Source organism: Burkholderia sp., from assembly GCF_018375725.1.
Classification (GTDB): domain Bacteria; phylum Pseudomonadota; class Gammaproteobacteria; order Burkholderiales; family Burkholderiaceae; genus Burkholderia.
Genome location: NZ_JAHACR010000036.1, coordinates 1 through 22,194 on the forward strand (window position 1 = coordinate 1; position 22,194 = coordinate 22,194).

The 22,194-nt window shown below is 65.2% G+C and carries 21 protein-coding genes; 11 read left to right on the forward strand and 10 right to left on the reverse strand.

Annotated elements, in window-relative coordinates; all coding sequences use genetic code 11:
- A partial coding sequence (cgtA, locus tag KH616_RS07595) for an Obg family GTPase CgtA (RefSeq protein WP_292240822.1) occupies positions 1 to 1,006 on the forward strand: 1,006 nt, incomplete at its 5' end.
- Between the two features lie 75 nt (positions 1,007 to 1,081).
- Positions 1,082 to 2,200 carry a glutamate 5-kinase gene (gene proB, locus KH616_RS07600; protein ID WP_292240824.1) on the forward strand — a complete coding sequence of 373 codons (1,119 nt, stop codon included), beginning with the start codon at positions 1,082 to 1,084 and terminating at the stop codon, positions 2,198 to 2,200.
- Positions 2,201 to 2,288: 88 nt separating this feature from the next.
- On the opposite strand, the gene KH616_RS07605 is transcribed toward proB, so the two are convergent.
- Both KH616_RS07605 and KH616_RS07610 read right to left on the reverse strand, forming a co-directional pair.
- The gene (locus KH616_RS07605) at positions 2,289 to 2,843 is read right to left on the reverse strand and encodes a CNP1-like family protein (RefSeq protein WP_292240825.1); all 555 of its coding nucleotides are present in this window, start codon (positions 2,841 to 2,843) and stop codon (positions 2,289 to 2,291) included.
- 63 nt (positions 2,844 to 2,906) lie between these two features.
- The gene (locus tag KH616_RS07610; protein ID WP_292240827.1) at positions 2,907 to 3,554 is read right to left on the reverse strand and encodes an RNA pyrophosphohydrolase; all 648 of its coding nucleotides are present in this window, start codon (positions 3,552 to 3,554) and stop codon (positions 2,907 to 2,909) included.
- A 219-nt stretch (positions 3,555 to 3,773) separates the two neighbouring features.
- On the opposite strand from KH616_RS07610, the gene KH616_RS07615 reads away from it, so the two are divergent.
- On the forward strand, positions 3,774 to 5,510 hold the full coding sequence (locus tag KH616_RS07615; RefSeq protein ID WP_292240829.1) for a proline--tRNA ligase: 1,737 nt from the start codon (positions 3,774 to 3,776) through the stop codon (positions 5,508 to 5,510).
- Positions 5,511 to 5,534: 24 nt separating this feature from the next.
- Positions 5,535 to 6,137, forward strand: coding sequence for a MarC family protein (locus tag KH616_RS07620; protein ID WP_292240831.1), 603 nt, complete (start codon positions 5,535 to 5,537; stop codon positions 6,135 to 6,137).
- Between the two features lie 85 nt (positions 6,138 to 6,222).
- Here KH616_RS07620 and KH616_RS07625 read toward each other — a convergent pair whose 3' ends face one another.
- A complete protein-coding gene (locus KH616_RS07625; protein WP_292240833.1) occupies positions 6,223 to 6,774 on the reverse strand; it encodes a hypoxanthine-guanine phosphoribosyltransferase in 552 nt (183 codons plus the stop codon).
- A gap of 92 nt (positions 6,775 to 6,866) precedes the next feature.
- A complete protein-coding gene (ffh, locus tag KH616_RS07630) occupies positions 6,867 to 8,234 on the reverse strand; it encodes a signal recognition particle protein (protein ID WP_292240835.1) in 1,368 nt (455 codons plus the stop codon).
- 87 nt (positions 8,235 to 8,321) lie between these two features.
- On the opposite strand from ffh, the gene ccsA reads away from it, so the two are divergent.
- The 7 genes from ccsA (at position 8,322) to KH616_RS07665 (ending at position 16,426) form a co-directional block, all read left to right on the forward strand.
- Complete coding sequence (gene ccsA, locus KH616_RS07635) at positions 8,322 to 9,218, forward strand: cytochrome c biogenesis protein CcsA (protein WP_292240837.1); 897 nt, start codon at positions 8,322 to 8,324, stop codon at positions 9,216 to 9,218.
- A gap of 13 nt (positions 9,219 to 9,231) precedes the next feature.
- The gene (locus KH616_RS07640; RefSeq protein WP_292240839.1) at positions 9,232 to 9,540 is read left to right on the forward strand and encodes a PP0621 family protein; all 309 of its coding nucleotides are present in this window, start codon (positions 9,232 to 9,234) and stop codon (positions 9,538 to 9,540) included.
- Positions 9,537 to 10,127, forward strand: coding sequence for a 1,6-anhydro-N-acetylmuramyl-L-alanine amidase AmpD (gene ampD, locus KH616_RS07645; RefSeq protein ID WP_292240841.1), 591 nt, complete (start codon positions 9,537 to 9,539; stop codon positions 10,125 to 10,127). Before KH616_RS07640 ends, ampD begins: the two co-directional genes overlap by 4 nt.
- Before the next feature lie 456 nt (positions 10,128 to 10,583).
- On the forward strand, positions 10,584 to 13,565 hold the full coding sequence (locus tag KH616_RS07650; RefSeq protein WP_292240843.1) for a ribonucleoside-diphosphate reductase subunit alpha: 2,982 nt from the start codon (positions 10,584 to 10,586) through the stop codon (positions 13,563 to 13,565).
- A 363-nt stretch (positions 13,566 to 13,928) separates the two neighbouring features.
- Positions 13,929 to 15,140 (forward strand): ribonucleotide-diphosphate reductase subunit beta, encoded by a 1,212-nt coding sequence (locus KH616_RS07655; protein WP_292240845.1) that lies wholly within the window; start codon positions 13,929 to 13,931, stop codon positions 15,138 to 15,140.
- An 85-nt stretch (positions 15,141 to 15,225) separates the two neighbouring features.
- Positions 15,226 to 15,552 (forward strand): hypothetical protein, encoded by a 327-nt coding sequence (locus KH616_RS07660; RefSeq protein ID WP_292240861.1) that lies wholly within the window; start codon positions 15,226 to 15,228, stop codon positions 15,550 to 15,552.
- A gap of 28 nt (positions 15,553 to 15,580) precedes the next feature.
- Positions 15,581 to 16,426, forward strand: coding sequence for a histone H1-like DNA-binding protein (locus KH616_RS07665; RefSeq protein WP_292240847.1), 846 nt, complete (start codon positions 15,581 to 15,583; stop codon positions 16,424 to 16,426).
- Positions 16,427 to 16,630: 204 nt separating this feature from the next.
- On the opposite strand, the gene KH616_RS07670 is transcribed toward KH616_RS07665, so the two are convergent.
- The 6 genes from KH616_RS07670 to accC form a co-directional block, all read right to left on the reverse strand.
- Complete coding sequence (locus KH616_RS07670; RefSeq protein ID WP_292240849.1) at positions 16,631 to 17,104, reverse strand: glycine zipper 2TM domain-containing protein; 474 nt, start codon at positions 17,102 to 17,104, stop codon at positions 16,631 to 16,633.
- A 19-nt stretch (positions 17,105 to 17,123) separates the two neighbouring features.
- Positions 17,124 to 18,062 (reverse strand): carbohydrate kinase family protein, encoded by a 939-nt coding sequence (locus KH616_RS07675; RefSeq protein ID WP_292240851.1) that lies wholly within the window; start codon positions 18,060 to 18,062, stop codon positions 17,124 to 17,126.
- Positions 18,063 to 18,155: 93 nt separating this feature from the next.
- Positions 18,156 to 18,659: a thiol peroxidase gene (gene tpx, locus KH616_RS07680; protein ID WP_292240853.1), complete on the reverse strand. Its 504-nt coding sequence runs from the start codon at positions 18,657 to 18,659 to the stop codon at positions 18,156 to 18,158.
- A gap of 73 nt (positions 18,660 to 18,732) precedes the next feature.
- Positions 18,733 to 20,067, reverse strand: a complete 1,335-nt coding sequence (locus KH616_RS07685) for a DUF3426 domain-containing protein (protein WP_292240855.1) — start codon at positions 20,065 to 20,067, stop codon at positions 18,733 to 18,735.
- Between the two features lie 45 nt (positions 20,068 to 20,112).
- On the reverse strand, positions 20,113 to 21,015 hold the full coding sequence (prmA, locus tag KH616_RS07690; protein WP_292240857.1) for a 50S ribosomal protein L11 methyltransferase: 903 nt from the start codon (positions 21,013 to 21,015) through the stop codon (positions 20,113 to 20,115).
- Positions 21,016 to 21,017: 2 nt separating this feature from the next.
- On the reverse strand, positions 21,018 to 22,194 hold a 1,177-nt coding region (gene accC, locus KH616_RS07695; protein ID WP_292240859.1), incomplete at its 5' end, for an acetyl-CoA carboxylase biotin carboxylase subunit.

Sequence of the window (22,194 nt, forward strand, 5' to 3'; positions counted from 1 at the left end):
CGGCGACGGCGGCCGCGGCGGCAGTGTTTACGCGATCGGCGACCGCAACATCAACACGCTGATCGACTTCCGTTACGCGAAGAAGCACATGGCGCGCAACGGCGAGAACGGCCGTGGCTCGGACTGCTACGGCAAGGGCGGCGACGACATCACGCTGCGGATGCCGGTCGGCACCATCATCACCGACATGGACACCGGCGAACTGATTGCCGACCTGACGGAGCACGATCAGAAGGTGATGCTGGCGCAGGGCGGTGCGGGCGGCCTCGGCAACCTGCATTTCAAGTCGAGCACGAACCGCGCGCCGCGCCAGAAGACGGAAGGCAAGGCGGGCGAACGGCGCATGCTGCGCCTCGAACTGAAGGTGCTTGCCGACGTCGGGCTGCTGGGCATGCCGAACGCGGGCAAGTCGACGTTCATTTCGGCGGTGTCGAACGCGAAGCCGAAGATCGCCGATTACCCGTTCACGACGCTGGCGCCGAATCTCGGCGTCGTGCGCGTCGGGCCGAGCAAGAGCTTCGTGATTGCCGACATTCCGGGCCTGATCGAAGGCGCGGCCGAAGGCGCGGGCCTCGGGCATCAGTTCCTGCGGCACCTGCAGCGCACCGGCCTGTTGCTGCATCTTGTCGACATCGCACCGTTCGACGAGAGCGCCGACCCGGTCGAGGAGGCGAAGGCGATCGTCGGTGAATTGCGCAAGTACGACGAGACGCTTTACGAGAAGCCGCGCTGGCTCGTGCTGAACAAGCTCGACATGGTGCCGGAGGACGAGCGCGCAGCGCGCGTCGCCGATTTCCTCGAGCGTTTCGAATGGGATGGCCCGGTCTTCGAGATTTCGGCGTTGACAGGCCAGGGCTGCGAGGCGTTGTGCTATGCAGTCTACGACTATCTCGCGGCGCATTCGGACGCGCATCGCGCGGCCGAAGAGGAAGATCTCGCGGCGGACGTGCGCCTCCGCGATGCGCCTTCGTCCGACGGGATTCCGGCGGCGGAAGACGACGCCTGAATCCCGGCGCGCGCCGGGCGCGAGCCGCCCGGCGCCGGCACGCAATTACGCATCACTTACAGGAGACGGCGCACGATGCGTTCGATCATCGCGGATTCCAAGCGATTGGTGGTGAAGGTAGGTTCCAGTCTTGTGACCAACGACGGCAAGGGCCTCGATCATGCCGCGATTGGCCGCTGGGCGGCCCAGATCGCGGCGCTGCGCGGCCAGGGCAAGGAAGTCGTGCTCGTCAGCTCGGGTGCGATCGCCGAAGGCATGCAACGGCTCGGCTGGAGCAAGCGTCCACGCGAGATCGACGAGCTTCAGGCGGCGGCGGCGGTCGGGCAGATGGGGCTCGCGCAAGTGTATGAAAGCCGTTTCTCCGAGCACGGCATCCAGACCGCGCAGATCCTGCTCACGCATGCCGACCTCGCGGATCGCGAGCGCTACCTGAATGCGCGTTCGACGCTGCTCACGCTGCTGCGGCTCGGCGTCGTGCCGATCATCAACGAGAACGACACCGTCGTCACCGACGAAATCAAGTTCGGCGACAACGACACGCTCGGCGCGCTGGTCGCGAACCTGATCGAAGGCGATGCGCTGATCATCCTCACGGATCAGTCCGGTCTCTTCACGGCCGATCCTCGCAAGGATCCGTCGGCGACACTCGTCGCCGAAGCGAGCGCGGGTGCGCCGGAGCTTGAAGCGATGGCGGGCGGCGCAGGCTCGAGCCTCGGCCGCGGCGGCATGCTGACGAAGATCCTGGCGGCCAAGCGCGCGGCCCATAGCGGGGCGAATACCGTGATCGCGAGCGGGCGCGAACCCGACGTGCTCGTGCGTCTTGCTGCGGGCGAAGCGATCGGCACGCAGCTGGTTGCGCGCACCGCGCGGATGGCGGCGCGCAAGCAATGGATGGCCGATCACCTGCAGGTGCGCGGGCATGTCGTGATCGACGCGGGTGCGGTCGAAAAGCTGACGGCGGATGGCAAGAGTCTGCTGCCGATCGGCATCGTCGACGTGCAGGGCGTGTTTGCGCGCGGCGAGGTGATCGCGTGCGTCGGCCCTGACGGCCGCGAAGTGGCGCGCGGGCTCACCAACTACAGCAGTGCGGAGACGAAGCTGATCCAGCGCAAGCCGAGCGCCGAGATCGAGACTGTGCTCGGCTATATGCTGGAGCCGGAGTTGATTCATCGCGACAACCTGGTGCTTGTGTGACCGATACGGCCAGGTGATTTTCCTGTCAACGAAAAAGCCCGCTTCCGAGCGGGCTTTTTCGTGGCGTGACGCGAAACCGGTGAACGGATCAGTGATACTGATTCTGATTCAGCACGATGCGGTGGTATCGGATGTTCTCGATGATCGTGCTGGCCGGGCCGGTCGGCATCTTGTTCGCGCAGAGATAGTCCTGGTAAAGCGCCGCGTGGTACGCGTTCAGTACGCCGTTCTCGATGCGGCGCCAGTCGTTTTCAACCGTGCGGTCCCAGCCGTCGTGATCCGCGTTGAGGCCTGCATACTGGCGCCATTCATAGGTATCGCAGCGGATGCCTTCGTAATTGACATTGCGTGCGCCCGCCGGGCTCGTGACGACAACCGTATAGCGGACGACACCGTCGGTACCGACCACGAGCGACTTCGCATCGACGAAGAATGTGAGCGGCGTGTTCTGCGAAACGTTGAAGGGCAGCAGGTCGCCCGGCTGCGGCAGGGCGGGCAGCGTGTCGACCTTGTTTTCCTTCCATTCCGACTGGCGGTCGAGCAGGTAGGTGAACGCGCTGTCATCCTTGTTGGACGACGTGTTCGAGTGCGCGCAGCCGGCTAGCGCGGCGATCGATGCGAGCGCGAGAGCAATCGCTTTCAATATGCGTTCCTCATAAAAAAAGGCGCGACAACGAGGTCGCGCCCGATCATGCAGTACGGCTTGTCATTTGCCGACGAGCAGGGGAGGTGAGGTTTCGTCGAGCGTGCTCGCGCCAACCTCGACCTCGGAGCAGACCACCGATGTGTCGACAATCGTCAGCGATTGAAAGGGCTGCGGCTCCACGATGCGCGGATAGCGCAGTGGACGCGGCCCCCGCGGCTTGTCGGCTCGCTGCGCCGGGCGGCGCAGGAAGCGTGACAGTTCCGTCAGCGCCAACTGATAGACATCCCGCTTGAACTCGATTACCGCATCGAGCGGCACCCAGTACTCGTTCCACCGCCAGGCATCGAACTCCGGGTGATCGGTCGCGCGCAAGCAAATGTCGCAATCGCGTCCGACCATCCGCAGCAGGAACCAGATTTGTTTCTGGCCGCGGTAATGACCGCGTACTTCGCGCTTGATGAACTTGTCAGGCACCTCGTAACGCAACCAGTCGCGTGTGCGGCCGATTACCTTGACGTGTTCCGGCCGCAGGCCGGTTTCCTCGTGCAACTCCCGGTACATTGCCTGCACGGGGGTCTCGCCGTACTTGATACCCCCTTGAGGAAACTGCCAGGAATGCTCGCGGAGCCGCTTGCCCCAAAACACCTCGTTGCGCGCGTTCAAGAGGATGATGCCGACGTTCGGGCGAAAGCCTTCACGATCCAGCATACAACCACCTTCGAATCCTTTAAAATTGCTTTGATTATAAACAGATAACGGGCGCCGCGCACCGCAATGGAGCGAATCCCCGCAGGGCGCGCCAGCTGAAGTGTCCCTGATTTGTCTGCTAAGTCGTCTGCGCCATCGTCGTTCGTCGCGCGCAGCTTTTTCACCTTGAATCTTTTTCGGGCGCCTCGCGCTAGGGGCGCCGTTTTTGGAACCGTCCGCATGAAAGCTTCCCGTTTCTTTATCGGCACTCTGAAAGAAGCACCCGCCGACGCAGAGATCGTCAGCCACAAGCTGATGGTGCGCGCCGGCATGATCCGCCGCATCGCCGGTGGCATCTACAACTATCTGCCGATCGGCCTGCGCTCGATTCGCAAGGTCGAGGCGATCGTGCGCGAGGAAATGAACCGGGCGGGCGCCATCGAACTGCTGATGCCGGCGGTGCAGCCGGCCGAGCTGTGGGAAGAGTCGGGCCGCTGGGAGCAGTACGGTCCCGAGCTGCTGCGCTTCAAGGACCGCAAGGACAACGAGTTCGTGATCGGGCCGACGCACGAGGAGGTGATCACCGACATCGCGCGCAACCAGATCCGGAGCTACCGGCAGATGCCGGTGAATTTCTATCAGATCCAGACGAAGTTCCGCGACGAGATCCGGCCGCGCTTCGGCGTGATGCGCGGCCGCGAATTCATCATGAAGGACGCGTATTCGTTCGACAAGGATGCCGAAGGCCTCGGCGAGTCGTATCGCAAGATGTACGACGCATATGTCCGCATCTTCTCGCGCCTCGGTCTCGAATTCCGTCCGGTGGCGGCTGACAGCGGTTCGATCGGTGGCAACTTCTCGCATGAGTTCCACGTGATCGCCGACACGGGCGAGGATGCGATCGCCTACTGCCCGACTTCCGACTTCGCGGCGAACATCGAGGCGGCCGAAGCGCTGCCGCTGATCGCCGAGCGCGCCGCGGCCGCCGAGCCGATGCAGAAGGTCGCGACGCCGGGCAAGGCGAAGTGCGAGGCCGTGGCCGAGTTGATGGGGATTCCGCTCGCGCGCACGATCAAGTCGATCGTGCTGGCGACCGACAACGAAGGCGCCGAGCCGACCATCTGGCTGCTGATGCTGCGCGGCGACCATGACCTGAACGAGGTCAAGGCGTCGAAGCTGCCGGGCCTCAAGAACTACCGCTTCGCGACCGAGCAGGAAATCGTCGAATGGTTCGGCACGCCGCCGGGCTATCTCGGCCCGATCGGCACGAAGAAGCCGGTGAAGGTGATCGCCGATCGCACCGTTGCGAACATGAGCGATTTCGTCGTCGGCGCGAACGAGGCCGACTATCACATCGCTGGCGTGAACTGGGGCCGCGACCTGCCGGAGCCGGAAGTCGCCGACCTGCGCAATGTGCAGAAGGGCGATCCGTCGCCGGACGGCAAGGGCGAGCTCGACATTTGCCGCGGCATCGAAGTCGGCCACGTGTTCCAGCTCGGCACCAAGTATTCGGAAGCGATGGGCGCGACGTTCATCGACGAGGCGGGCAAGCCGCAGCCGATGCTGATGGGCTGCTACGGGATCGGCGTGACGCGGATTCTCGGCGCGGCGATCGAGCAGAACTTCGACGACCGCGGCATCATCTGGCCGGAATCGATTGCACCGTTCGAGGTCGTGCTGTGCCCGATGGGCTACGACCGCAGCGAGGCGGTCCGCGAAGCGGCCGACAAGCTGTACGCGGAACTGTCCGCGGCCGGCATCGACGTGATCCTGGACGATCGCGGCGAGCGCCCGGGCGTGATGTTTGCCGACTGGGAGCTGATCGGCGTGCCGCACCGCCTGGTGATCGGCGATCGCGGCCTGAAGGAAGGCAAGATCGAGTATCAGGGCCGCCGCGACACCGAAGCGACGCTGCTGCCGGCGGATACCGCCGCGGCGACGGTCGTGGAGAAGGTCCGCGCGGCGCTCGCGCGCTAAGCCGGCCCGGCACCGGAGGACGGGGTGGAATATACCTTTCTGTCGGCTACCGTGCTGCTTGTGCTGATCACGGATCCGCTCGGCAATATTCCGCTGTTCATCACGGCATTGCGCGACGTGCCGCGCGAGCGGCGCGTGAAGCTGATCCTGCGAGAAGTGGCGATCGCATTCGTGATCCTGCTGTTCTTCATGGTGGTCGGCGAGCGCTTTTTGCGGATGATGAACCTGACCGACCTGTCGCTGCGCCTCGGCGGCGGCATCGTGCTGTTCCTGATCGCGCTGCGGATGATCTTTCCGCATCCGGACGGCGCGCTCGGCAGCGATCCGCGGGCGGGCGGCGAACCGTTCATCGTGCCGCTCGCGATTCCGGCGCTCGCCGGGCCGTCGGCGCTGGCAACGGTGATGCTGCTGACCTCGCAGGCGCCGGGCAAGATGCTCGAGTGGGCGGGCGCGCTGACGGTCACGATGATTGTCTGCGCGGTCACGCTGGTGCTGGCCGAGCGTATTCAGCACTGGCTCGGCGAGCGTACGGTCGCTGCGTTCGAGCGGCTGATGGGCCTTGTGCTCGTCGCGATTTCGGTCGAGATGATGCTGGGCGGGATCCGCGTGTTCGTGCACCAGCTGTAGCGGTACGGCGGCACGACGGCGCCTCAAAGCAAGAGCGGCGCTCCGAAACCGGAGCGCCGCTCTTTTTTTGCGGATGACGCGGGCGTCAGATGTTCGCGGTCAGCGCGCGGATCGTCGGCAGGTTGCGCCAGTAGCCTTTCGCGTCCATCCCGCAACCGAACACATAGCGGTCCGGCACGGTAAAGCCGCAGAAATCGGGATGAAGCGGCTTGGCCTTGGCGAGCGTCTTTTCGCACAGCACGGCGGACATAAAGCGCTTGGCGCCCATGTCGAGGATGCGGTCGCGGATCGCGGCCATCGTCTCGCCTTCGTCGAGGATGTCGTCGAGCACGAGCACGACACGGTCCTTCACCGATTCGCGCGGCGCGACGCGCCAGTGCATGTCCGGGCTGCCCTGCGTCGTGTTGCGGTAACGGGTCAGGTGGATGTAATCGAATTCCAGCGGGAAGTCGAGGTGCGGCAGCAGCATTCCTGTGAATACCGCGGCGCCGCCCATCACCGAGAGGACGAGCGGGAACGCGTCGCCGATGTCGGCGCGGATCGCGTCCGCCATCCGGACGATCGACGCGTTGACGGCGTCCGCCGAGACGATCTCTTCGGAGTGTTCGAAAATGTGGAGGGCTTCTTCGCGGTTCATGAGTTCTGGCGAGCGGTCGGTATACAAATAAGGATGGAGCAGAACGGGCGGCGCGCGCTACAGCAAAAACCCGCGCGCCGTCCGCCGGGCAATCAGCGCAGGCCGGGCATCATGCCCTTCATGCCGCGCATCATCTTCTGCAGGTTGCCGCCCTTCAGCTTCTTCATCATCGTACGCATCTGATCGTACTGGTTCAGCATCCGGTTGACTTCCTGCACCGGCACGCCCGCGCCGGCAGCGATGCGCCGCTTGCGCGTCGCCTTGATGATTTCGGGTTTCGCCCGCTCGGCAGGCGTCATCGAGCTGATGATGCCTTCCATCCGGCGGATCTGTTTTTCGGCCTGGCTCATGTCGGCGCCCGCGGCCGCCTGCTGGAACTGCGCCGGGAGCTTGTCCATCAGCGACGACAGGCCGCCCATGTTCTTCATCTGCGAGATCTGCGCGCGGAAATCGTTCAGGTCGAAGTCGCCGCCTTTCTTGACCTTGTCGGCGAGCTTTTGCGCGGCCTGCACGTCGACGCCGCGCTGGGCCTCCTCGACGAGCGCGAGGATGTCGCCCATGCCGAGGATCCGGTTCGCCATGCGGTCCGGATGGAAGACTTCGAGGCCGTCGAGCTTTTCCGCGACACCGACGAACTTGATCGGCTTGCCGGTGATGTGGCGCACCGACAGCGCGGCGCCGCCGCGCGAGTCGCCGTCGAGCTTGGTCAGCACGACGCCGGTGAGCGGCAGCGCGTCGTTGAATGCCTTCGCGGTGTTGACCGCGTCCTGGCCGAGCATCGCGTCGACGACGAACAGCGTTTCGGCGGGCTTGAGCGCGCCGTTGAGCGCGGCGATCTCCTGCATCATCGCCTCGTCGATGCCGAGACGGCCGGCCGTGTCGACGATCAGCACGTCATGGTAGTGGCGCTTGGCCCAATCGACCGCGGCGAGCGCGATATCGACGGGCTTCTGATCCGGCGACGACGGGAAGAAATCGGCGCCGACCTGTTCGCTCACCGTTTTGAGCTGCATGATCGCGGCGGGGCGGTAGACGTCGCACGACACCGTCAGCACTTTCTTCTTGTACTTCTCGCGCAACAGCTTCGCGAGCTTGCCGGCGGTCGTGGTCTTGCCCGCGCCCTGCAGGCCGGCCATCAGGATGACGGCGGGCGGCGTGACGGCGAGGTTCAGCTCGACGGCCTTGCCTTCGTAGTCGCCGCCGATCACGGCGGTCAGTTCCTTCTGGACCACGCCGACGAGCGCCTGGCCGGGCGACAGGCTGCCGATCACTTCCTCGCCGAGCGCCTTTTCCTTGACCTTCGCGATGAATTCACGGACGACGGGCAGGGCGACGTCGGCCTCGAGCAGCGCGAGACGGACCTCGCGGAGCATCTCCTGGGTGTTCGCCTCGGTAAGCCGGGCTTCGCCGCGCAGCGTCTTGACGACGCGCGCCATCCGTTGAGTCAGATTGTCGAGCATGGGGAGCGATGGACAGTGGGGCCCGAAGACGCGGCGGAACTTGAACGGGAGCCGTCGCGGGAAGGGGGCCTAGTGTAAACTTCGAACATGGATATTGTACTGTATGCCCTCACTGCGATCCTGTACGGCGGCCTTTCCGTCGCAGGCTGGCGCGCGCACCGCCAGAGCGCGGCATCGCCGCTCGTCGCGAGCGTGCCGGCCGTGCCGGTGCCTGCGTCTGCTGCGTCCGGCATGAGCGGCGCAGGCCGCGTGCTCCTGTTCGCCGCGCTCGTCATGCATGGCGTGTTGCTGGACATGACGATCTTCCCGCACGACGCGATGATCTTCGGATTTGCGTTCGCGCTGTCCGCCATGTTCTGGCTCGGCGCCGGCATCTACTGGATCGAAAGCTTCTTCTTCCCGCTCGACAGCCTGCGCCTGCTCGTGTTGCCGCTTGCGTGCGGCGCGTCGCTGCTGCCGCTCGCGTTCGGCGGGGTGCGCGTGCTGCCGTATGCCGCTGCGCCGCTCTTCAAGCTGCATTTCCTGATTGCCAACATCGCCTACGGTCTCTTCGCGATCGCAGCCCTGCACGCGGTCCTGATGCTGATGGTCGAGCGGCGCCTGCAATCGCTGCGCAGCGGCGGCCGCCATGGCTCGGCCGGCTGGATCGCGAGCTGGCTCGAGACGCTCCCGCCGCTCCTGACGCTCGAAAAGCTGCTGTTCCGCCTGATCGGCACCGGTTTCGTGCTGCTCACTCTGACGCTCGCGTCCGGGATCCTGTTCAGCGAGCAGATCGATGCACGCGCGCTGCGGCTCGATCACAAGACTGTCTTCGCGCTTTTGTCGTGGCTGATGTTCGGCGGCCTTTTGATCGCGCGCAAGGCATCGGGCTGGCGCGGACGGGGCGCGGCGCGCTGGGTGCTCGTGTCGTTCGCGGCGCTGCTGTTTGCCTATGTCGGCAGCCGGTTCGTTTTCGAGGTGCTGCTGCACCGTTATGTGGTTTGACCGATTGATTCAGATGCGACAGATTCTTCTCCTGATCCTCCTGTTCTTTGCGACTTCGTGGGTGGCGCGCAAGTTGCGCCAGGCGCAGGCGCAGGCGCACGCCGGCCGCGACGCCGGGCAGAGCGGCGGCGCGCCGGGCCACAGCAGTGCCGGAGCGCCGCGCGGCAACACGCAGACGCTCCCGGAGCCGATGGTGCGCTGCGCCGAATGCGGCGTGCATGCCCCGAAGGGCGACGCGATCACCGTGGACGGCGACTACTTCTGCAGTGTCGAGCACGCGCAGCGCCACGCCGCGCGTGCGAACGAACGCGAGGCGCGATGAGCGGCGAGCCGCCCGTTTCGATCGATGTGAACGGCTGGGTGCGCGAAGCGCGTCATGCGCCGTCGCCGAATTTTGAGGCGCGGCCGGCGGGCGCCGTGCCGACGCTCGTCGTCGTCCACAACATCAGCCTGCCGCCCGGCGAGTTCGGCGGCGAGGCGATCGAGGCGCTGTTCCAGAATCGCCTCGACTGCGACGCGCATCCCTATTACCAGGAGCACCTGCGCGGTGTGCGGGTGTCCGCGCATTTCCTGATCCGCCGCGACGGCGAACTCGTGCAGTTCGTGTCGTGCGACGAGCGTGCGTGGCACGCGGGGGCGTCCGACTATTTCGGCCGGCCGCGCTGCAACGATTTCTCGATCGGCATCGAACTCGAGGGCGCGGACGACGCGCCCTTCGAAGCCGCGCAATACACCACGCTTGCCGCGCTCGCGCGTGCGCTTGCCGAGCGTTATCCGGTCGATGCGTTCGCCGGCCACTCGGACATCGCGCCGGGCCGCAAGACCGATCCGGGCCCGCACTTCGATTGGCAACGCTTTGCGGGGGATGCCGGGTTTTCCGCCGGATACTTTCCTTTCCAGCCGCACTGAGCGCGCGGCTTTTTGACGCGCGGGACTTTTTTCTCCGACCAATGCCTTGCGGCGTCTGCGCGTGCGCGATGTCAAGTGCTCCCGCACAAATTCTTCTATTGGATGCGGTTTGAATGTCCACTATACTTGGTGGCATCTGAGTGGTTCTGTACTAGATATAGTGTGTGTCGCGGAAGGGGAAACCCGGCGGCACACCGGCCGGCGGACAACGCCGGCACGCAAGCGTTCTCAGGGCGACGCGTCAGGCCGGCAGTCCGGGCGTCGCGATCAGCGCAGCGAAATTCGACGGGGCGCGGTACACATGACGAAGCACATGACCGGATCGGGTGTACCGCCACGGCTGAGCCACTCCCCTCGACGCCTCGTTCGCGTCTTACCGCTTGCGCACAGGGTTGCGCAGCGTTCGTTTTAATCCGCGGTTTTCTCCCGCACCATCCAACACCAGGAGCTTTGCACATGCAAACCACCGACAACGCGACGTCGCAATTCGAGAGCGCATCCAGCCGCCCTCTCGGCGGGGCCGCACAAGGCGCACAGGCGCTTGCGCCGCAGGCAACGTTCGCCGATTACAAGGTGATCCGCCGCAATGGCAGCGTGGTGGCGTTCGAGCCGTCGAAGATCGCGATCGCTGTGACCAAGGCTTTCCTGGCGGTGAACGGCGGGCAGGGCGCGGCATCGGCGCGCGTGCGCGAACTGGTCGAGCAGCTGACGCAAAACGTCGTGCGCGCGCTGTTGCGCAGCCGCCCGAACGGCGGCACGTTCCATATCGAGGACATCCAGGATCAGGTCGAGCTCGCGCTGATGCGCGGCGGCGAGCACAACGTCGCGCGCGCGTACGTGCTGTACCGTGAGAAGCGTCACCTCGAGCGCCAGCATACGGGCGAGGAAGCGCCGGTGGTCACGGAAGCGGCCGGCGGCATCAACGTCGTCGACAACGGCGTGACGCGTCCGCTCGACATGAACGCGCTGCGCGCGCTGGTCGTGTCGGCATGCGAAGGTCTCGGCGCTGCGGTTAACCCGGATCCGATCGTCGCGGAGACGGTGAAGAACCTGTACGACGGCGTGCCGATGAGCCAGGTCTACGATTCGTCGATCCTGGCCGCACGCACGATGATCGAGAAGGATCCGGCGTACAGCCAGGTCACCGCGCGCATCCTGCTGCACACGATCCGTCGCGAGATCCTCGGCGAGGAAGTCACACAAGCCGACATGGCGACCCGCTATGCGGAGTACTTCCCGCAATTCCTGAAGCGCGGCGTCGACGCCGAGCTGCTCGACGAGAAGCTGCTGCAATTCGATCTGAAGCGTCTCGGCGAAGCGCTCGACGCGAGCCGCGACCTGCAGTTCGGCTACCTCGGCCTGCAGACGCTGTACGACCGCTACTTCCAGCACATCGACGGCACCCGCATCGAAATGCCGCAGGCGTTCTTCATGCGCGTCGCCATGGGCCTCGCGCTGAACGAAACGGACCGCGAAGCGCGCGCGATCGAGTTCTACAACGTGCTGTCGAGCTTCGACTTCATGAGCTCGACGCCGACGCTGTTCAACTCGGGCACCCGCCGGTCGCAGCTGTCGTCGTGCTATCTGACGACGGTCGCGGACGATCTGGACGGCATCTATGAAGCGCTGAAGGAAAACGCGCTGCTGTCGAAGTTCGCCGGCGGCCTCGGCAACGACTGGACGCGCGTGCGCGCGCTCGGCTCGCATATCAAGGGCACGAACGGCAAGTCGCAGGGCGTCGTGCCGTTCCTGAAGGTCGTCAACGACACGGCCGTGGCGGTCAACCAGGGCGGCAAGCGCAAGGGCGCGGTCTGCGCGTACCTGGAATCCTGGCACCTCGACATCGAGGAATTCCTCGAACTGCGCAAGAACACCGGCGACGACCGCCGCCGTACGCACGACATGAACACGGCGAACTGGATTCCCGATCTGTTCATGAAGCGCGTGATGGAAGGCGGCGACTGGACGCTGTTCTCGCCGTCGACCTGCCCGGACCTGCACGACAAGTTCGGCGCCGAGTTCGAGACGGCCTACACGGCCTACGAGGACAAGGTGGCCCGCGGCGAGATCAAGCTGTTCAAGAAGATCCCGGCGCAGCAGCTCTGGCGCAAGATGCTCGGCATGCTGTTCGAGACGGGCCACCCGTTGATCACGTTCAAGGACCCGTGCAACGTGCGTTCGCCGCAGCAGCACGTCGGCGTCGTCCATTCGTCGAACCTGTGCACGGAAATCACGCTGAACACGAGCGACTCCGAAATCGCGGTCTGCAACCTGGGTTCGGTGAACCTGGTCGCGCACCTCGTGAAGCAGGCCGACGGCAGCTACGCGCTCGACCACGACAAGCTGCAGCGCACGATCAGCGTCGCGATGCGCATGCTCGACAACGTGATCGACATCAACTACTACGCGGTGGCCAAGGCGCGTAACTCGAACCTGAAGCACCGCCCGGTCGGCATGGGCATCATGGGCTTCCAGGACTGCCTGCACCTGCTGCGCACGCCGTATGCGTCGGAGGCGGCGGTCGAGTTCGCCGATCGCTCGATGGAAGCGGTCTGCTACTACGCGTACTACGCGTCGACCGAACTGGCCGAGGAACGCGGCCGCTATTCGAGCTACCGCGGTTCGCTGTGGGATCGCGGCATCCTGCCGCAGGACTCGGTGAAGCTCCTCGCGGAAGCGCGCGGCGGCTACGTCGAAGTAGACATGTCCGAGTCGCTCGACTGGACGGCGCTGCGTGCGCGGATCGCCGAGCACGGCATGCGCAACTCGAACTGCGTCGCGATCGCGCCGACGGCGACGATCTCGAACATCATCGGCGTGTCGGCGTGCATCGAGCCGACCTTCCAGAACCTGTACGTGAAGTCGAACCTGTCGGGCGAATTCACGGTGGTCAACGAGTACCTGGTGCGTGACCTGAAGGAACGCGGCCTGTGGGACGAGGTGATGGTCGCCGACCTGAAGTACTTCGACGGCATGCTGTCGCGCATCGACCGCGTTCCGGCCGACCTGCGCGCGATCTATGCGACCGCGTTCGAAGTCGATCCGAAGTGGCTGGTCGAAGCGGCGTCGCGTCGTCAGAAGTGGATCGATCAGGCGCAGTCGCTGAACATCTACATGGCAGGCGCGTCGGGCAAGAAGCTCGACGAGGTCTACAAGCTCGCATGGCTGCGCGGCCTGAAGACGACCTACTACCTGCGCACGATGGCGGCGACGCACGTCGAGAAATCGACGGTCGCGCACGGCGCACTGAACGCCGTGCCGTCGAGCGGCGGCGTGAGCGGCGGCGGCGCGCAGGGCGCGGCGGGCGGCTTCGGTGCGGCAGGCGGCGAAGCATCGTCGTCGGGCGCGATGAGCGCGGCGCCGGTCGAGGCGGACGGTCCGGTGTGCACGATGCGTCCGGGCGATCCGGGCTTCGACGAGTGCGAAGCGTGCCAGTAACCCGGCACGCCTGAGTCGGCAGGGCTCGGGGCGGCGCGCACGGCAATCGATAAAGGTTGAAGTGCGCGCCGCTCTCTACTAAAAAAATGATAAGGAATCTGTAACGCGGCACACGCGCTGCAGAGCATGACAAGCGATCGAAACAACGCCGACGACGTCGCATTTCGATCGGCGTTCGATGCGTCGAGCGCACCTCGCGATACACGCGCGACACACATCGCGCTCTGCATGAACGACGATGCGTTGCTCAAAGTGTTGTATCGAGGTCGCAACGCGAATCGAAAACAGGATTTTTCATGAGCGGACCCTTTTATCGCTCAGGAAAAGATGGTACAAACCGTTCTAAATTGATGGTGAGAATTTATGCTCAACTGGGATGACGAGAAGACTGCCGTAACTCCCGCGAGCGGAGCGCAGCACAACGCGATGCGCACCCCCGCAGGATCGGCTGTCGGAATGCAGGCTGCAGTGCCTGCCGCTCATCAGGCGCGCGACATCTTCGAAGGCGATCTTGCGGTGGCGCCGCAGGCATCGGCAGCGCCCGCTGCCCATTCGGAAGCGCGGGTCAATGTCGCCGACAAGCGCATCATCAACGGCCAGACCGACGTCAATCAGCTGGTGCCGTTCAAGTACAAGTGGGCGTGGGAAAAGTATCTGGCGGGTTGCGCGAACCACTGGATGCCGCAGGAAATCAACATGTCCCGCGACATCGCGCTGTGGAAGGATCCGAACGGCCTGACCGAAGACGAGCGCCGCATCGTCAAGCGTAACCTCGGCTTCTTCGTGACGGCCGATTCGCTGGCGGCGAACAACATCGTGCTCGGCACGTACCGCCACATCACGGCGCCGGAGTGCCGGCAGTTCCTGCTGCGGCAGGCGTTCGAAGAGGCGATCCACACGCACGCGTATCAATATATTGTCGAATCGCTCGGCCTCGACGAAGGCGAGATCTTCAACGCGTACCACGAAGTGCCGTCGATCCGCGCGAAGGACGAGTTCCTGATTCCGTTCATCCACACGCTGACCGACCCGGCTTTCAAGACCGGGACGCTCGACGCGGATCAGAAGCTGCTGAAGTCGCTGATCGTGTTCGCCTGCATCATGGAAGGTCTGTTCTTCTATGTCGGCTTCACGCAGATTCTCGCGCTCGGCCGCCAGAACAAGATGACGGGTGCTGCGGAGCAATATCAGTACATCCTCCGCGACGAATCGATGCACTGCAACTTCGGCATCGACCTGATCAACCAGATCAAGCTCGAAAACCCGCATCTCTGGACCGCGGAGTTCCGCGCGGAGATTCGCGAGCTGTTCAAGCAGGCGGTCGATCTCGAATACCGTTACGCCGAGGACACGATGCCGCGTGGCGTGCTGGGTCTGAACGCATCGATGTTCAAGAGCTATCTGCGCTTCATCAGCAACCGCCGTTGCCAGCAGATCGGTCTCGATCCGCTGTTCCCGAACGAGGAAAACCCGTTCCCGTGGATGAGCGAGATGATCGACCTGAAGAAGGAGCGCAACTTCTTCGAGACGCGAGTGATCGAGTATCAAACGGGTGGCGCGCTGTCCTGGGAATAACCCGCAGCAGCGACATCGTGTCACGACGATGGAGAAGCCGGCGGCCATGCGGCCCCGGCTCAAGGTTTGGGAGCAAGAACGCCTGATGCAAAGCATGCCCGGTGCCTTAACGGCCCAACGATATGACAGGCACTTTGCGAACCCTTCAGTGGGATGGGCAAACTTCCCTCCGGAAAGGGCGCGCGGCCGCATGGCCGTTCGCTCGATCAAGCGATTAGGGGTGGCGGCGCGACACGCGTCGGCCACCGACTTGATTTGGCGCGCGAGGCCCGAGGGTCACGCGCGCCATACCGTATTCATTAGCGTAAGCGCGCGGTATCCGCGTACGCCGATGAATAGCCCGCTTCGCAGCGCACGTCCCGAACAGCGTCCGCGGGAAGCGGGTTTTGACGAAGGGTGTAGTTTGAACTGACTCTCATCTGAACCTGAAGGAGAACAACATGGCACTTGCCAAGAAGAAGCCGGCTGCGAAGAAGGCTGCTGCGAAGAAGACCGTTGCCAAGAAGGCAGCAGCGCCGGCGAAGAAGGCCGCTGCTGCAGTGAAGAAGGTTGCAGCCAAGAAGGTCGCAACGAAGAAGGTCGCAACGAAGAAGGTTGCGGTGAAGAAGGTCGCCGCGAAGAAGGCGGCACCGGCGAAGAAGGCCGCCGCGAAGAAGGTTGCAGCCAAGAAGGTCGCAACGAAGAAGGTTGCGGTGAAGAAAGTCGCTGCGAAGAAAGTCGCGGTGAAGAAGGTTGCTGCGAAGAAAGCAGCACCGGCCAAGAAGGCCGCCGCAAAGAAAGTTGCGGTGAAGAAGGTCGCCGCGAAGAAGGCGGCGCCGGCGAAGAAGGCTGCGGCCAAGAAGGCGGCACCGGCGAAGAAGGTCGCCGCGAAGAAGGCAGCACCGGCGAAGAAGGCTGCGGCCAAGAAGGCGGCACCGGCGAAGAAGGTCGCTGCCAAGAAGGCGGCACCGGCGAAGAAGGCTGCGGCCAAGAAAGCGGCACCGGCGAAGAAGGCTGCTGGCAAGACGGCGGCGCCGGCGAAGAAGGCTGCTGGCAAGACGGCGGCGCCGGCGAAGAAGGCCGTTGCCAAGAAGGCCGCTCCGGCGAAGAAGGCCGCTGCGCCGGTTGCAGCGCCTGAAAAGAAGGCCGCTCCCGCGAAGAAGGCTGCTGCCCCGAAGAAGGCCGTCGTGAAGAAGGCCGCTCCGGCGACGACCGCATCGACCGCATCGGTTGCGCCGGCATCGGGCGTGAAGACCGCGCTCAACCCGGCAGCGGCATGGCCGTTCCCGACCGGCAGCCGTCCGTAATCGATGACTGCCGCGTCCCGGGCACGCTAACGGTGTCCGAGGATTGAGTCGCGCGACTCGATCAATCCCGCCACCTGATTCAGGATGGCGGGATTTTTTTCGTCCATGCGCGGCGTCGAACCGGCGAGTGGGCGAAAAAAAACGCATGTGCTGCTACGCACATGCGTTCGACCGCGGCTCGTGCCGCGCGCTGAAATTACCCGTTCAGTGCGTGACGCGCGTGACGCCGCCGCTCGACAGCAGGCGCACACGTTCGCCTGCACGGAAAAATTCACCGCTGGCCGCCTGCGTGATCGAGCGCAGATCGCCGTTGTCGAGGCGCACGGTGATTTCGACGCCGTTCGCCGTGCTCATGTTTTCACCGATTGCGTTGCCCGCGACTGCGCCCGCGAGGCCGCCTGCGATCGCGGCAAGGACCGAGCCCCTGCCGCCGCCGATCGCGCTACCGGCGACCGCGCCGAGCGCGCCGCCGCCGAGGGTGCCGATCGCGCTGCCGCCGCCATCGGACTGAATGCGAACTGCGCGAACGCTCTCGACCGTCCCCATGCGCACAGTCTGTTCGCGCTGTGCCTGGCCGACGCTATAGACGTCCGCCGAGCCGGGTGGCGTGAAGCAACCGGCCAGTGTCAGCGTGGCGGTCAGCATGGCCCCGAGCGCGAGGGTCTTTTTGTTCAACATGTGTGCTCTCCCACAAGAATCATTTGAGACTGTAACCGAAGGCAGCCTCGAAGCGTGCGTCGATGTCGGCGCGCGTCAGCGCGTAGGTTTGCGGCCCTTGATGCGCGATCTTGATCGAGCCCATCAGGCTGGCCAGGCGCCCGGTGGTCGCCCAGTCGAAGCCGTGTTCGATGCCGTACAGCAGACCGCCCCGGAATGCGTCGCCGCAGCCGGTCGGGTCGACGATACGTTCGGCAGGTACGACCGGAATCTGTTCTTCACCGTTTTTATGGAGAATGGTCGCGCCGTGCTCGCCGCGGGTGATGATCAGTGCCTGAACCCGGCTGGCGATGTCCTGTTCGGACCAGCCGGTCTTGTCGCTGACGAGCTTGCCTTCGTAGTCGTTGACCGCCACGAACGTGGCGAGTTCAATGATGCGGCGCAGCGTTGCGCCGTCGAAGAGCGGCAGGCCCTGGCCCGGATCGAAGATGAACGGGATGCCCGCGCGCGCGAACTGCTCGGCGTGCTGGACCATGCCGTCGAAGCCGTCCGGTGCCACGATGCCGAGCTTGACGCCGGGGACTTCGTCCGCGCGGTTCAGATGCGACTGCATCATCGCGCCCGGGTGGAAGGCCGTGATCTGGTTGTTGTCGAGATCGGTCGTGATCATCGCCTGCGCGCTGTGCATGTCGGGCATCAGGCGTACGCATTCCTTCGAAATGCCGAGATTGTCGAGGCGCTCGATGTAACGGTCCGCGTCGAGCGCGCCCAGTGTCGCCATGATGCGCGGGTCGCCGCCGAGCAGATGCAGTGCGTAGGCGATATTGCCGGCGCAGCCGCCGAATTCGCGACGCATCGTCGGCACGAGGAAGCTCAGGTTGATGAGGTGAACCTGGTCGGGCAGGATGTGCTCGCGAAAGCGGCCCTCGAAGGTCATGATGTTGTCGTAGGCGAGCGAGCCGCAAATCAGCGTAGCCAAGGCGTGTTCCTGTAGAGAGCGTGAGGGTGCCGCTGCCGGTGAGCGACGCGCTGCGCGGTCGGGCGCGGTGCGTCGCTCATCGGCAGCAGGGAATTACTTGAGTGCGGCGAGGGCGGCGTCGTAGTTCGGCTCGTCCTTGATCTCGCCGACGAGTTGCGCGTGCAGCACCTTGTCGTTCGCGTCGAGCACGACGACCGCGCGCGCGGTCAGGCCGTCCAGCGGGCCGCTCGTCACGTTGACGCCGTATGCGTCGGCGAATGCGCGGCCGGTGCGGAACGTCGAGGCCGTCACGACATTCGCGAGGCCTTCGGTCGTGCAAAAGCGCGTTGCCGCGAACGGCAGGTCGCCCGACACGACGATCACGACGGTGTTGTCGAGGGCGGAAGCCGCTTCGTTGAACTTGCGGGTCGACGTCGCGCAGGTCGGGGTGTCGAGGCTCGGGACGATGTTCAGCACCTTGCGCTTGCCGGCGAAGCTGGCGAGCGACAGGTCGGCGAGATCCTTGCCGACCAGCGTGAAGTCGGGGGCTTGCGAACCGACTGCCGGAAACGTGCCGGCGATTTCGATCGGGTTGCCACCCAGCGTAACTTTGCTCATGTTCGTGCTCCGAAGATGCGCGCCGCGTGGACGCGCGGTTGATAACGGGCGCGCCCGGGCGCGCCGCGGGGCGTCACGGATAAAAGATCTGGACGCGGAAATTCGATGCGGGTGCGCCGTGCGTCTCGACGCGCACGATCATCGTCTGGGTCGCGCGAGCCGGCAGGCCAGCCTCGATCGGCGTGCCGGGCCGGACATAATCGCGCGGCGCGAGCACGCGGCGCACGGTCACATGATTGGTGTCGTCGAGCAGCGTCAGCTCGATTGACGGATACGCGAGCGCGACGCGGTAGCGGTTCGTGAGCGGCGCCTTCAGTTCGAGCGTGTGCGGGCCATCGAGCTGACGCAGGTCGGTCGCGTCGAGACGCAGCCCGTCGATCGCGCGCGGCGGTGCGACCGAGCAGCCGAGCGGTGTGCAGAGGCGCTGGAACCAGCCTTGCGTCACCGGCCAGTGAATCATCACCGTTTCGCGCTGCCACCAGGCGAGCTGCATGACGAGCAGCACCGCGAGTGCCGAGGCGACGAGGCCGCCGACGAAGCCGCCAAGCAGGCCGTGCTGCCGCGGCGTGCGCGCTTCGCGGGTGACCGCGAAGGGCGGACTGTCGTCGTTGTCGGGCACGGCCGCGAACGGTTCGGCTTGCGCGCCGGCGGCGAAATGCGGGTCGCGCGTGACGGATGGAGGCGCGGACATATCGCCGTCGGGAGACGGCGACGCCGGCTCGTGCCGGGCGTCGTCGGGCTCGTATCGGGCGTCGTCGGCAAAACGGGGTTCGCGCGCGGGGATGGCGTTTGGCGCGGCGGTGGAATGCGGCAGATCGTCAACGGCCGGCGCAGCGCCGAAGGATTCGGGCCGGTCATCGCCCGCAAAACGCGGTTCGCGCGGATCGTGTATCGAGGCGAGAGGCGACAGCTGTGCCGGCTCGGTGGCTTCACGCGCCGTCGATGCGGCGCCGGATTCGGCCTGCGACGGACGTATCAGGCGGGCGATGCCCATCTCGTTCGCCGGCGTCGCGCCCGATTCGGGCAGCGTCACGGGAACGAGCGGCTCGGCGCTGACGTTCCGGCCGTTGTGTTGCAGGGAAGGATCGATGCCGCCGTCGAGCCACGGCGCCCACATGTCCCAGTTGTCCGGGGTGAAGTCCGCATGCGCGGGGCTGTCGGCGGGCGGGTCGCGGAACAGCCGGGGCACGTTCGCGACGTGCGGCGCGCTCGCGCTGCCCGCCTCGGCTACTTCGCCCGCTTCGGCGAGCGCCGGCTCGGGCTGTGCCAAGCCCTCGACGAGCGAGTCCGCCGCGTTGAAGACCTGCTGGCAGTGTCCGCAGCGCACCAGTCCGCCGTGCAGCGAGAGCTGCGCCTGCTGCAGGCGGAAGACGGTTTCGCAATGGGGACAGCGCGTCGCGAGAAGCATGTTGAGCCGGGCAGCCAGCTGGCCAGAGTGATGGACAGCGCTATTCTAATGGCTTTCCCGGCGGGTTCCGGCGAGACACACCCAACCTTCGTGTTCGCGCCAGACCGAAATGTCGATGTAGCGCGCGTAGACGGCCGCGACCTCGTCCGCCTGGCGCGCGAGCACGCCCGACAGCGCAATGCGCCCGCCCGGTTTCACTTTCGATGCGAGCATCGAAGCCATCAGCTTCAGCGGGTTCGACAGGATGTTCGCGACGACGATGTCGAATTCGCCGGCCGGGCAGTTGTCCGGCAGGCCGTACGTCACGTCTGCGCGATTGCGTTCGCTGTTTTGCCGCGCCGACTCGACCGCTTGCGGATCGATGTCGATGCCGACGACGGGATTCGCCCCGCATTTCTGCGCGAGGATCGCGAGAATCCCCGAGCCGCAGCCATAGTCGAGCACCGACTGACCGGGCTTGACCGACTGCTCGAGCCATTCCATGCACAGGCGCGTGGTCGGATGGCTGCCGGTGCCGAAGGCGAGGCCCGGATCGAGCTCGAGCACCAGCGCATCGGGTTCCGGTGCGTCGTGCCACGACGGCACGACCCAGATCCGCTCGCCGATATGGATCGGCTCGAACTGCGATTGCGTGAGGCGCACCCAATCCTGCTCCTCGACTTCGCGGACGTCGAACGCCGGCGCCGCCTGCAGGCCGATGTCGTTCGCCGCCGCCGCGAGCAGCACGGCGGGCTCGTGATCGGGCGACAGCAGCGCGATCACGCGCGAGTGCTGCCACGCGGTGCGGTCGGGCGTGAGGCCCGGTTCGCCGAAGAGCGGCTGTTCGTCGGGCGTGTCCGCATCGGCGTCCTCGACGGACACCGACAGCGCGCCCAGCTCGAGCAGCGCGTCGGACAACGCTTCCGCGTGTTCCCGGGCCAGTTCGACGACGAGTTCGCGATAGCTCATGCTTACGCTTCTTCCGGTGAGACTTGCAGCTTCTGCGCGAGCCGGTTTTCGAGGTAGTGGATGCTGGTGCCGCCTTCGACGAACTTCGAATCGATCATCAGTTCCCGGTGCAGCGGGATGTTGGTCTGGATGCCCTCGACCACCATCTCCGACAGCGCGATGCGCATCCGGCTGATCGCCTGCTCGCGCGTCGCGCCGTAGGTGATCAGCTTGCCGATCATCGAATCATAGTTCGGCGGCACGAAATAGCCATTGTAGGCGTGCGAATCGACGCGCACGCCCGGGCCGCCCGGCGTATGCCACGAGGTGATCCGGCCCGGCGACGGCGTGAACTTGAACGGATCTTCCGCGTTGATCCGGCATTCGATCGCATGTCCGCGGAACTGGATGTCGCGCTGGCGCAGCGTGAGCTTTTCGCCGGCCGCGATACGGATCTGTTCCTGGACGATGTCGACGCCCGTGATCATTTCCGACACCGGGTGCTCGACCTGCACGCGGGTGTTCATCTCGATGAAGTAGAACTCGTTGTTCTCGTACAGGAATTCGAACGTGCCCGCACCGAGGTAACCCATCTTCTTGCATGCGTCGGCGCAGCGGTCGCCGATCCGCTCGATCAGGCGGCGCGGAATGCCCGGCGCCGGCGCTTCCTCGATCACCTTCTGGTGGCGGCGCTGCATCGAGCAGTCGCGTTCGCCGAGCCAGATCGCGTTCTTGTGCGCGTCGGCCAGCACCTGGATCTCGATGTGGCGCGGGTTCTCGAGGAACTTCTCCATGTAGACCTGCGGATTGCCGAACGCACGGCCGGCTTCCTCGCGGGTCATGTTGACCGCGTTGACGAGCGCCGCCTCGGTGTGCACGACACGCATGCCGCGACCGCCGCCGCCGCCCGCCGCCTTGATGATGACCGGATAGCCGATCGAGCGGGCAATCTTCACGATCTCCTTCGGATCGTCCGGCAATGCGCCGTCCGAACCCGGCACGCACGGCACGCCGGTCTTGATCATCGTCTGCTTCGCGGTGACCTTGTCGCCCATCAGGCGGATCGTTTCCGGACGCGGGCCGATGAACGTGAAGCCGGACTGCTCGACGCGCTCGGCGAAGTCGGCGTTTTCCGACAGGAAGCCGTAGCCGGGGTGGATCGCCTCGGCGTCGGTGACTTCCGCCGCGCTGATCAGCGCC